The organism is Arenibacter algicola, from assembly GCF_018860365.1.
GTDB lineage: Bacteria > Bacteroidota > Bacteroidia > Flavobacteriales > Flavobacteriaceae > Arenibacter > Arenibacter algicola_B.
In genome coordinates, this window is record NZ_JAHKPO010000024.1 from 453412 (window position 1) to 465673 (window position 12262).

General features: G+C 39.1%; 12 protein-coding genes. 6 read left to right on the forward strand and 6 right to left on the reverse strand.

Annotation, left to right across the window (positions count from 1 at the left end; genetic code table 11):
• Positions 1-14 precede the first annotated feature (14 nt).
• The 5 genes from pyk to KO529_RS20525 all read right to left on the reverse strand — a co-directional run bounded on the left by pyk (position 15) and on the right by KO529_RS20525 (position 4449).
• Positions 15-1457 (reverse strand): pyruvate kinase, encoded by a 1443-nt coding sequence (gene pyk / locus KO529_RS20505; protein WP_215949711.1) that lies wholly within the window; start codon positions 1455-1457, stop codon positions 15-17.
• Positions 1458-1461: 4 nt separating this feature from the next.
• Complete coding sequence (locus KO529_RS20510; RefSeq protein ID WP_215949712.1) at positions 1462-1926, reverse strand: IPExxxVDY family protein; 465 nt, start codon at positions 1924-1926, stop codon at positions 1462-1464.
• 175 nt (positions 1927-2101) lie between these two features.
• The gene (gene rnc / locus KO529_RS20515) at positions 2102-2845 is read right to left on the reverse strand and encodes a ribonuclease III (protein ID WP_215949713.1); all 744 of its coding nucleotides are present in this window, start codon (positions 2843-2845) and stop codon (positions 2102-2104) included.
• 8 nt (positions 2846-2853) lie between these two features.
• Entirely contained in the window at positions 2854-4104 is a 1251-nt protein-coding gene (fabF, locus tag KO529_RS20520; protein WP_215949714.1) for a beta-ketoacyl-ACP synthase II, read from the reverse strand.
• A gap of 111 nt (positions 4105-4215) precedes the next feature.
• Positions 4216-4449 carry an acyl carrier protein gene (locus KO529_RS20525; RefSeq protein WP_008269813.1) on the reverse strand — a complete coding sequence of 78 codons (234 nt, stop codon included), beginning with the start codon at positions 4447-4449 and terminating at the stop codon, positions 4216-4218.
• Between the two features lie 159 nt (positions 4450-4608).
• Here KO529_RS20525 and KO529_RS20530 point away from each other — a divergent pair, with 159 nt between their 5' ends.
• The 4 genes from KO529_RS20530 (at position 4609) to KO529_RS20545 (ending at position 8770) form a co-directional block, all read left to right on the forward strand.
• Positions 4609-5178: a phosphoribosylglycinamide formyltransferase gene (locus tag KO529_RS20530; RefSeq protein ID WP_215949715.1), complete on the forward strand. Its 570-nt coding sequence runs from the start codon at positions 4609-4611 to the stop codon at positions 5176-5178.
• Positions 5178-5813: a ribonuclease H1 domain-containing protein gene (locus KO529_RS20535; protein ID WP_215949716.1), complete on the forward strand. Its 636-nt coding sequence runs from the start codon at positions 5178-5180 to the stop codon at positions 5811-5813. Before KO529_RS20530 ends, KO529_RS20535 begins: the two co-directional genes overlap by 1 nt.
• Positions 5814-5900: 87 nt before the next feature.
• A complete protein-coding gene (locus KO529_RS20540; RefSeq protein WP_215949717.1) occupies positions 5901-6827 on the forward strand; it encodes a PfkB family carbohydrate kinase in 927 nt (308 codons plus the stop codon).
• Positions 6828-6871: 44 nt separating this feature from the next.
• Positions 6872-8770 (forward strand): amidophosphoribosyltransferase, encoded by a 1899-nt coding sequence (locus KO529_RS20545; protein ID WP_215949718.1) that lies wholly within the window; start codon positions 6872-6874, stop codon positions 8768-8770.
• Positions 8771-9260: 490 nt separating this feature from the next.
• Here KO529_RS20545 and KO529_RS20550 read toward each other — a convergent pair whose 3' ends face one another.
• Positions 9261-9851: a carboxymuconolactone decarboxylase family protein gene (locus KO529_RS20550; RefSeq protein ID WP_215949719.1), complete on the reverse strand. Its 591-nt coding sequence runs from the start codon at positions 9849-9851 to the stop codon at positions 9261-9263.
• A gap of 55 nt (positions 9852-9906) precedes the next feature.
• On the opposite strand from KO529_RS20550, the gene KO529_RS20555 reads away from it, so the two are divergent.
• On the forward strand, positions 9907-10326 hold the full coding sequence (locus tag KO529_RS20555) for an OsmC family protein (RefSeq protein ID WP_215949720.1): 420 nt from the start codon (positions 9907-9909) through the stop codon (positions 10324-10326).
• A 23-nt stretch (positions 10327-10349) separates the two neighbouring features.
• Positions 10350-12260 (forward strand): peptide-N-glycosidase F-related protein, encoded by a 1911-nt coding sequence (locus KO529_RS20560; protein ID WP_215949721.1) that lies wholly within the window; start codon positions 10350-10352, stop codon positions 12258-12260.
• The last annotated feature ends 2 nt before the right edge of the window (positions 12261-12262 follow it).

Genomic DNA, 12262 nt, shown 5'->3' on the forward strand with positions numbered 1-12262 from the left:
TCGGTAATCCGTTTCTAAAAATTACAGCTTTCTATTTGTGAGACGCGCAAGGTATTCACCATACCCTTATCCTTTATAGGCATCGCGGCCAAACTTATCAACATGTCCCCTACCTCTAAAAACCCTTTCTGACACGCCATTTTATTGACATCATCGATAGTTTCATCCGTAGACACATATTTATCGTAATAAAAGGCCTTTACTCCCCATAACAAATTAAGCTGTGTAAGGATTCTTTTATTGGAGGTAAATACCAATATGTGGGCCTTTGGTCTCCATGCAGATATTTGGAAAGCCGTATATCCACTGTTGGTCAAGGTAGAAATGGCCTTGGCCTTAATTTCATTGGCCATATTGGCGGCATGGTAACAAATGGATTTGGTAATATATCTGTTTGTCCTAACCTGTGGTGGTTCGTGCGGCACTTTAATTAGTTCTGAGTTCTCTACACTTTCCAGGATACTGGCCATTTTTTGTATAACTTGAACAGGATAATTTCCAACAGAAGTCTCTCCTGAAAGCATTACGGCATCCGCCCCATCCATTACCGAGTTGGCCACATCGTTCACCTCTGCACGTGTAGGGGTAAGACTTGTAATCATTGTTTCCATCATCTGGGTAGCAATAATTACTGGTATTCTGGCTTTTTTGGCCCTTAACACCAATTGTTTTTGAATAAGTGGAACTTCCTGTGCCGGAACTTCAACTCCCAAATCACCTCTTGCAACCATTAATCCGTCGCAATACGCCACAATCTTATCGATGTTTTCTACTGCTTCCGGCTTTTCAATTTTTGCAATGATTGGAATTTTATGTTCGGAATGTTCCTTGATAATATTCTGTAGGTCTATTAGATCCTGACTAAATCTCACAAAGGAAAGTGCTATCCAATCCACATCTTGTGATATTGCAAAAATGGCATCCTTAATATCCTTTTCTGTTAGTGCGGGCAAAGAGATGTTGGTGTTTGGCAAGTTCACCCCTTTTTTGGACTTCAAAGGTCCGCCTTGGATCACTTTTGCCTTAACTTCATCCTTGGAATTGGTTGAAATTACCTCGAACATTAACTTTCCATCATCCAACAAGATGCGCTCACCTGCTTTTACATCTTTAGGAAAATTGGCGTAGTTCATATACACTTTCTCCGCATTTCCTTCAAAAGGCTTACCGGTAACAAATGTTATTTCGTCTCCCGGGGCAACTACCACTTCACCTGCCATTACTCCGACCCTTAATTTTGGTCCTTGTAAATCTGCAAGAATAGAAGTGTAAGTACCCAATTCCTCATTCAAATCACGAATCATCTGTATGCGTTCTGCAACATCCTTATAATCGGCATGGGAAAAGTTTATCCTAAAGACATCCACTCCAGCCTCAATCATGTCCTTAAGAACACTCTTCGTACTAGTAGCTGGTCCTAGGGTCGCTACTATTTTTGTCTTTTTATTTATTGGCATTATTTTAAAATATTAAATTATTTTTAGATTTTAGTTTACTTGCATCCACTAAATAGGCCGTTATGACCTTTGGGATAGTTAGTACAGACTTCAAAATATTTTCTTCCACGTCCAATTCGTCGTGTTCTATCTTTAAAAAGTAGTCCACATCCCTATATTCAGGAACCAAATGATATTTTGTGAATGTTGGCTGGTCCTGGAATAGATTTCCTATACCTAATACTTCTTCCTTTACATCATTATTGCTAACAAATGTGTAATAGCGATCATTTACTTCGTCTCTCCAATCAAAAATTGGGAAAGAGCCGTTTTGCGATAAATCCAAATCGTTCACAGACCTCTTCAACTTCGTTTTAAGACAAGAATTAAGTGCGTATACCAGCATAAAATCTTCTATACTGCTGTGCAAAGCGATTAAAGTAAAAGTTTCTTCATAAAAATCTTCCGAAATTTTGTGTATCGCTGCCATACTTTCCGTGAAAGGCGTAAATATAGGATTAATAACGAAACTAGCCTATCCATTCCACTTATAAAACGTTGTTCAGACTACGAAAACGTTGGAGTTTAGTAAATTTTTAGAACAGTATGGCAATTGTCCAGTTTTACATCCAAATTTTAACAATAACCCTTTAATTTAAGGATTTTCAATCATTGGATTTATCCATTTTGTCCTGTAAGGCAAAATAGGCCCTCTTGGAGGCCCGTTCTTCAGCCTTCTTTTTAGAAGTAGCCCTAGCTTTGGCCACAATTTTGCCCCCAATGGACAATTTTACGGCAAAATGCTTAATAACATCATTTCCTGTGTCCTCGTAAACATCGTAATTAAAGGATTTTTTTTGTTTTTGGCACCACTCTATTACCAAGCTTTTATAGCTTATAACCTTACCCTCCAATTGTTCTATATCCACATAGGGATCTATAATTCTCTTGTTTATAAACTTTTCGCAGAATTTATAACCTCTATCCAGATATATGGCGCCTACCAAGGCTTCAAAAACATTTCCGTGTATATTGTCACCAAAGCGCGATTTAGGGATTCTACTCTCCACAAAATCGATTAGTTTAAGATCCTTCCCCAACTCATTGAGGTGTTCCCTACTTACTATTTTAGATCTCATTTTGGTGAGATATCCCTCATCCCCATCCGGAACCTTACTATATAAGTGCTTGGAGATTATGGTCCCCAACATGGCATCCCCCAAAAATTCCAGACGCTCATAATTCATTGGGAAGCCTGCTTTATCCTTTCTATTGGCAGAGCGATGCACGAACGCTTTTTGATAAACTTCCAGGTTTTTAGGCTTAAAACCTAAAATTTTTTTCATTCCCAAAAAAAAATCCCCATCCTTTTTTGAATGGGAATTAAATAAATTGGAAAAAGCGTTCATATTATGAATTAGCTAATTTTTTTAAATATCACACATGCATTATGTCCCCCAAATCCAAAAGTATTGCTCAGAGCAACATTTACCTCTCTTTTTTGCGCCTTGTTAAGGGTCAGGTTTAATTTAGGGTCAATATTTTCATCTACCGTTGTATGGTTTATGGTCGGAGGCACCAAACTATGTTCCATTGCCAAAATAGAGGCTATGGCCTCAATGGCACCAGCTGCACCCAAAAGATGCCCTGTCATTGATTTAGTGGAATTTATATTTATATCCTTGGCATGGTCGCCAAAAACCTTACTGATGGCTTTTAATTCGGCAACATCGCCTAAAGGAGTAGAAGTACCATGAGTATTAATGGCATCCACATCCTCGGGTTTTAATCCGGCATCCTTTAAACAATTCTCCATTACCCGAACAACTCCAATTCCGTCAGGGTGGGGTGCCGTCATATGATATGCATCACTGGACAAGCCACCGCCTGCAACTTCGGCATATATTTTAGCTCCTCTTGCCACGGCATGCTCATATTCTTCAAGTATCAAAGAACCAGCTCCTTCTCCAAGAACAAATCCGTCCCTGGTGGCATCAAATGGTCTAGAAGCCGTCTCTGGACTTTCATTACGTGTAGAAAGTGCGTGCATAGCTCCAAAACCTCCCATTCCGGCTATGGTAACCGCTGCTTCACTACCACCAGTAACTACAACATCACAGTACCCCAAACGAATAGTGTTCAAGGCATCAATAATAGCATTGGCAGAAGATGCACAAGCAGAAACCGTTGTATAATTGGGGCCCATAAAACCGTGCTTTATGGAAATATTCCCAGGCGCGATATCTGCGATCATTTTGGGAATAAAGAATGGATTAAACCTTGGGGTACCGTCGCCTGCTGCAAAATTTAAAACTTCGTTCTGAAAAGTTTCCAATCCACCAATACCAGCTCCCCAAATTACTCCAACCCTAAATTTGTCTATCTTATCAAGATCCAATCCTGAATCTTTAATGGCCTCATCAGAAGAAATTAAAGCATATTGGGCAAACCTGTCCAACTTTCTGGCTTCCTTTCTATCAAAATAATCTTCTGCATTATAGTTTTTTAATTCGCATGCAAACTTTACTTTAAACTTCTCCGTATCATAATAAGTAATGGGTGCAGAACCACTTTTTCCGCTCTTTAAACCTTCCCAATACTCTTCAATATTATTGCCAATAGGTGTCAAAGCACCTAGACCAGTAACTACAACTCGCTTTAATTGCATTGAACTAAATTTTTGTTTAACTTAATAAGTTAGGTGTAAATTAAAAAAAATTATCCATGCAGCGTCTTTACCACATGGATAATTTTGAAACTTGTTCAAGAAATCATAAAATTACTTGGCTTCTTCTATATAACTTATAGCTTGACCAACTGTAGCAATGTTTTCTGCTTGATCGTCCGGAATTTGAATATCAAATTCTTTTTCGAACTCCATTATCAACTCAACAGTATCCAATGAATCTGCCCCTAGGTCGTTGGTAAAGCTAGCTTCGGTTACAACTTCGTTCTCATCTACACCTAATTTATCTACGATGATAGCTTTTACTCTTGATGCAATGTCTGACATAATAATATCGGTTTTAAAAATTTAAATTGATGGCAAAAATAAAAAACTTTGGTTTAATAACACTATTTGTCGTTAAAATGTGATGTAATTTAATAAAATTAAATACAAGAGTGCTATTTTAGCCCAAAATAATTTTCTGTCCTAACCCCAAAATAATACATGAAAAGGATTGTCCTATTTGCTTCCGGCTCTGGTTCCAACGTTGAAAACATAGAACACTATTTTCGCGAAAATCCTGAGGTCTCCATTAGCTGTGTACTATCCAACAAAAGGGACGCCAAAGTTTTTGAAAGATGTAACCGGTTAAATTTGAATGCCTTATGTTTCAATAAACATTCGTTTTATGGTTCGGACTGCGTTTTAAATATACTTAAATCCCTAAATCCGGACCTTATTGTTTTGGCAGGATTTCTCTGGAAAATTCCAGATAACCTTATTAGCAGCTATCCCAATAAAATTATTAATATTCATCCCGCATTGCTCCCCAAATACGGCGGCAAAGGAATGTACGGGATGCACGTTCATGAAGCGGTAAAAAACAATAATGAGGCGGAAACAGGAATAACCATTCATTTTGTAAACGAGAATTATGACGAAGGAGCCATAATTAAGCAGGCAAAAGTTGATTTGAACCCAATTGACACACCCGAAATGATAGCGGAAAAGGTCCATCATCTGGAATATGAACATTTCCCTAAGGTGATAGAACAGGTTTTAATGGGGACATAATGGCCAAAAAAGAAAAATTCTATACCGTTTGGAAGGGAAGTCGACCAGGAATATACACCAGCTGGAAAGACTGTAAAGCAGCCATCACCAACTACAAGGGGGCACAATATAAATCTTTCCCAACATTCGAGGCTGCAAAAAAGGCATATAACGGCAATTATGATGATTATAAGGGCAAAAAAATTGCTTCCTCTACACTCAGCAAGGAGCAAATACGTAAAATAGGCGAGCCCAATTATAATTCCATTTCGGTAGATGCCGCCTCCAGTGGCAATCCTGGTATCATGGAATACAGAGGGGTGGATACCAAAACCAAAAAAGAGCTTTTTAAACAGGGACCATTTAAGCAAGGTACCAATAACATTGGTGAGTTTTTGGCCTTGGTACATGGACTGGCCTTTTTAAAGCAGCAGAATAGCGACAGAATAATATATACGGATTCCAAAACGGCCATGAGTTGGGTCCGAAAAAAAAGCTGTAACTCCAAATTGCCTGAGACCCCAGAAAACAAAGTGGTTTTCGATTTGGTAAGGCGCGCCATTACCTGGTTGGAAAAAAACAACTACACCACAACTATAGTTAAATGGGAAACCAAGGCCTGGGGCGAAATTCCTGCAGATTTTGGCAGAAAATAGTGATATCATCATTTTTTAAAATTTGATTTCCAATGCTGTGGAATTGGCAGTTCAAAAACCTATCTTTGCAGCAAATTTCGAAATTTAATGGGCAAACTTTTAATCGTAGGAACCGTTGCATTTGACGCTATAGAAACCCCTTTCGGCAAAACCGATAAAATTTTGGGAGGGGCAGCCACCTTTATTAGTTTGGCAGCTTCCCAGTTTAGAGTAAAATCTGCTATTGTTTCAGTTGTGGGCGAAGATTTCCCCCAAGACTATTTGGATCTTTTGACTGAAAAGAATATTGATATTTCCGGCTTACAAGTCATTAAAGGAGGCAAAACATTCTTTTGGAGCGGCAAATATCACAACGATCTTAATTCCAGGGATACCTTATCGACCGAATTGAACGTACTTGCCGACTTTGCTCCGGTAGTTCCCAATAATTTTAAGGACGCGGACGTATTAATGTTGGGGAATTTGCACCCAGATACACAACTGAGTGTAATTAATCAGATGGAAAAACGACCAAAACTAATAGTACTTGATACCATGAACTTTTGGATGGACCATGCCCTTGAGGAGCTAAAGGAAGTTGTAAAACATATAGATGTGATCACCATTAACGATGAAGAGGCCAGACAATTGACCGGAGAGCACTCCTTGGTAAAGGCTGCGGAGAAAATACACTTAATGGGCCCTAAATTTGTGGTAATAAAAAAAGGGGAACACGGAGCGCTGTTGTTTCACAAATCCAAGGTGTTTTTTGCACCAGCGTTGCCATTAGAGGAAGTTTTTGATCCAACAGGTGCAGGTGATACCTTTGCAGGCGGCTTTTCCGGATATTTAGCGGAATCCGAAAACATAAGTTTTAACAACCTAAAGAGTGCGGTTATACACGGCTCCAATTTAGCCTCATTTTGTGTTGAACGTTTTGGCATTGAGAGAATGGAAAAATTAGAAAAGAAAGAGGTCAACGACAGGTTGCTCCAATTTAAGGAGCTTACCCAGTTTGATATTGAATTACAATAAATATGTGCCCTAATTTTACAGGGCATTTTTAATTTAAAGTTACCATGAGCGACGCTATAAAGCATGAATGTGGAATTTCCCTGATTCGGTTATTGAAGCCGTTGGAATATTATCAAGAAAAGTACGGTTCTGCCTTTTACGGGGTAAACAAGATGTACTTGATGATGGAAAAACAGCATAACCGTGGCCAGGATGGTGCCGGGTTTGCCAGTATTAAATTAGATATGGAGGCCGGCGAGCGGTATATGAGTCGGGTGCGATCCATAGACCAACAGCCTATACAGGACATTTTTGCCCAAATAAATGACCGTATAAACACTTCATTTAAAGAAAATCCAGAATACATAAACGACGTAGCCAAACAAAAAAAACACATTCCTTATATAGGGGAAGTACTTTTGGGACACGTGCGTTACGGAACTTTTGGCAAAAACAGTATAGAGAGTGTACATCCCTTTTTAAGACAAAATAATTGGATGCACCGAAACTTGATCGTTGCCGGAAATTTTAACATGACCAATGTTAATGAACTTTTCGACAATTTGATTCAAATAGGGCAACACCCCAAGGAAAAGGCAGATACCGTAACGGTAATGGAGAAGATTGGACATTTCTTGGATGATGCAGTAGCCCAGCTCTATAAGGATATTAAAAAAGAAGGTTTCAATAAAAGGGAAGCTTCCCCAATAATTGCTGAAAGATTAAATGTTGCCAAAATTTTAAGAAGGGCGGCCAAAAATTTTGACGGGGGCTATGCCATGGCAGGTATGTTGGGGCATGGTGATTCCTTTGTTCTTAGAGACCCTGCAGGGATTAGACCTGCGTATTACTATAAAGACCATGAGATTGCCGTAGTTGCATCTGAAAGACCAGCAATACAGACGGTATTCAACGTTAACTTCGACGATGTTAAGGAATTGGATCCAGGGCACGCGATTATCATTAAAAAGAATGGCAAGGTTAAAATCAAGAAAATTTTAGACCCTACCGAAAGAAAAGCCTGTTCTTTTGAACGTATTTATTTCTCCAGAGGAAGTGACAAGGAAATCTATCAGGAAAGGAAAATGTTGGGAAAATTGCTTTTCCCACTGATCCTGAAATCAATAGATGACGATATAAAAAATACCGTATTCTCCTATATTCCCAATACTGCTGAAACCTCCTTTTTTGGAATGGTGATCGCGGCACAGAATTACATGAACAAGAAGAAAGAAGAACAGATACTTTCTATTGGTAGAAAAATAACTCGGGAAGAACTACATGAGATTCTGGAAGTAAGGCCTAGGATAGAGAAAGTGGCCATAAAAGATGCCAAACTCAGAACCTTTATAACGCAGGACAGCAGTAGGGATGATTTGGTGGCACACGTCTATGATATCTCCTATGGATCTGTGAAGGAAAATGACAATTTGGTAATCATAGATGATAGTATAGTTAGAGGGACCACCCTTCAAAAGAGTATTCTAAGAATTTTGGACCGACTATTGCCGAAAAAAATTATAGTTGTCTCTTCCGCACCTCAAATCCGATATCCTGACTGCTATGGAATAGATATGGCAAAACTGGAAGATTTCATTGCATTTAAGGCCGCTTTGGCCCTTCATGAAGAAAGGAACTCAATGCACCTTGTAGAGGAAATCTACAAAAAGTGCCTGCAACAAACCTCTACACATGATTCCGAGGTGGTAAATTACGTTAAGGAATTCTATGCCCCTTTTACGGCAGATGAGATTTCCGATAAAATTGGGCAATTATTAAGTCCGCCGGATATTAAAGCGAAAGTTCAGGTGATTTATCAAAATATTGAAAACTTACATGAAGCCTGTCCTAAAAACTTGGGAGATTGGTACTTTACCGGCAATTATCCCACGCCAGGAGGTAATAGGGTAGTAAACAGGGCGTTTATAAACTTTTTCGAGGGAAAGAACGAACGGGCATATTAAACATTTCATCGATGAAGGGTAGGTTTTTATGCACTTCATCGATGAAATACACTCTTTAACGTCTTTTTGATCAAAAACCTGCTGTGCACATGTACTTTAGTAGTGCCATAGCATAAGTAGGTTAAGTTCATGGTAAGATTTGGGGCAAAAAAGGTGGAGACTTCTCCACCTTTTTTATTGGACCTAATCCAGCCTTTTGGATCTCGCTGCATTACATCCTATATAAGCAACTGTTTATCGGATAAGAAGTATTTCAACTTATTAAAAAGACGTTCATCTAAAACCTTTTTTCCACAGCCTACAATACTATACTTTTGGAGGACCATAGCATAAGTAGGTTAAGTTCATGGTAAGATTTGGGGAAAAAGGTAGAGCTATGCTCTGCCTTTTTATTTTTAACCAAATCTGTGATGGGATTAAGGAACAGAATTCCCTAAGACCAATTGAGTTTTACTGGAAGGTGCACATGTTGCAACAGATAGAATTTTCGCTAAACGTGTTTGCCCTTCTCCCATCCATATTTTTCCAGATACTGCTTGCCACTCTCTATAGCATCCTCCTCCAAACTAGTAGCCATGGTATCGTTCCAGCGATTTAAAAAGCCGAACAAAGAAATAACCCCCAACATTTCCACTATCTCTCCTTCATCCCAATACTTATATAAGGCTTTCTTTATTTTTGGATTCATGGTATTGGGTACCTGGGAAGCCGCCAAAGCAAAATCCAAGGCCGCTCGTTCGGCTTCTGAGAATGCAGAATGGGTCCTGTATTCCCAAATATTATCCAATTGTTCCTGCTCTGCCCCATAACGTTCTGCCGCCCTTATGGCATGTGCCTGGCAATAGCGACAACCAGTGGCATTACTACTTACCCAGGCCATCATTCTTTTCAAAGCCGAGCTCACCCTTCCTTCATTCGCCATCACTGCCATATTCAGATTAATAAACGCCTTGGAAATAGCTGGCCGGTGCTGCATTGTCAATACCGAATTGGGACAGAAACCCAAAGTTTCATTAAAAAATTCAGCCAACTTTTTGGTCGCTGAATCATGATCGGCATCTAAAGGGTTTACAAGGGACATGATTTGTGAATTATGCGTATTTTTGACCTATACAAGTAACGAAAAAAATACCTTCATGACAAATCAAATCACTACCAAATGGCTTGGTAATATGGCCTTTGAAAGCAACAATCCTTCCGGAAACAACCTAATTATAGATGTAGCCCCTGAAAACGGGGGAGAAGGCATGGGGTATAGACCAAAAGCCCTTATGCTTACCGCTTTGGCCGGTTGCTCTGGTCTGGATGTTGCCTCTCTTATTAAAAAAATGAAACTGGAGGTCGAAGAATTTAGAATAGAGACTATTGCCAACCTAACCGAGGAGGACCCCAAATATTATGACAAGGTATTGATAGAATATCATTTTTCAGGCGATAACCTCAACGAAAAAAAGTTACAGAGAGCGGTTGACCTTTCAGTGGAAAAATATTGTGGGGTAATGGAAATGTTCCGTCAATTCTCTACCTTGGAGATTAAGACTTATTTTAATAAATAATAGTTTCCCTTCCACTTTTTACTATGATCCAAAGATTTTTATTTCTATTAGCTAGTTTTATATTTTTACAACAAAACCTACATGCCCAGGCTACAGAAAATATAATATCCCACAACCAGGAAACCATTGTTACCGATCCGTCAAAAGGCGAGAATAGCTATAAGAACTGGGTCGTTTTTCCTCCCCAGAACAAGGAAATTCGTCAGATATTCTTAAATCTTACCTTTGAATGCCCAGACAATATGCGTTGTGCGGATTGGGATTATGTTGACCATATTAAAGTGAGACAAAAGAACGACTCCGTCAACTATGAAATTGCCAGAATGCTCACACCCTATGGTGGTAGATTTCAGGAAGACTGGCGATTTGATTGGAAAGTTGATATTTCTGATTTTAGTCCCATTCTAAGGGATAGCCTCGAAGTAGATTATATACATACAGGCTACGAAGACAATAAGACCCGCGGATGGAAGGTTACCGTAGATTTTGAAATAACTTATGGAAAACCCATTGCCGAGCCACTTGCCATACATAAAATTTACGATGGTAATTACAGTTATGGGGATAAAACAGATCCCATTGAAGATTACCTGGCACCTGTGACTTTTGCCGCCAATACCCAATCCAACTTTGGAAAGATAAAAATTCATCAGACAGGACATGGAATGGACGCTAATGGCTGTGGGGAATTCTGTGACAAATACCGGGAAATACTGCATAACGGAAAAGTTATCCATAAAAAACAGTTGTGGATGGAATGCGGAGATAACCCTTTATATCCACAAGCCGGGACCTGGATCTTTGACCGTGCCAATTGGTGCCCTGGTTATTTACTGCAACCGGATGAAGTGAGCTTTGACATTAATGCAGGACAAAAATTTACCATTGACCTTAATATGGAACCCTATGAAACGGAAAAGCCCAGTGCAAAGGAACTTCTAGTGGCCTATGTACTGGAATATGGTAAGATAAACTCCGAAAATGACGTCACTTTATTGGATATCATATCCCCTTCCAATGAAAAAATCCATAGTAGAAAAAATGAAACGGGAGCCTTGGCAGTTATCAGGATAAAGAATAATGGCAAGGACAACTTGAAATCTTTTGTAGTCAGTTATTACCTGGAGGGACAAAAACCGAAAAAATTTAGTTGGAACGGGAATCTCCCATTTGGAGAAACGGCACTGTTAACATTGCCCGAAGAAATATTTAGTGAAAAAGATTCCTCTCGTTTTTACGTGGAGTTAAAAAGACCCAATGGTAAGAAAGACGGATACAGCGGGGATAATTCCAAAACCTCGGTCTATACCAGTCCAAATATATTACCGGAATACACTATTGTTTACTTTAAGACCAATAATAAGCCCGGTCAAAATGAATACTCAGTTACCGATAGTTACGGAAAGCAGATATTTATTAGAGACAGTGTAGATCTTAAACCCAATACCGCCTATATGGATACCCTTAAACTTAAAGAGGGCAACTATACTTTTAGGGTACAAGATACAGGAGGGGATGGACTTGAGTTTTGGTTCAAGGCAAAAGACGGCAATGGTAGCGTTAAACTTTTGGACACCTTAGGACAGGCCATAAAACACTTTAATTCCGACTTTGGGAGCCATATTATTTATAACTTTAGGGTAAAACCTGGAGTTGCCTATCATTTAGACAACGAACCGTCTATAAACATGTTCCCAGCCAGAACCGAGGGCCCGGTAACATTGGATTATTTTGCCAACGACGAAAAAGATGTGGAGGTCATTATTACACAGCAGGAAGATGAGACTAAAATAGTGGAAACCCATACCTACTTAAATTTCAAAAGGGGTATTTTGACATATGACCTTTCCTATTTGCCCAAAATGCGCTACTATCTCAAAGTTGTTATTGACGGCAAAGAAGTATTTAAAAATAGAATAAGGCTAAAGGAGTAATT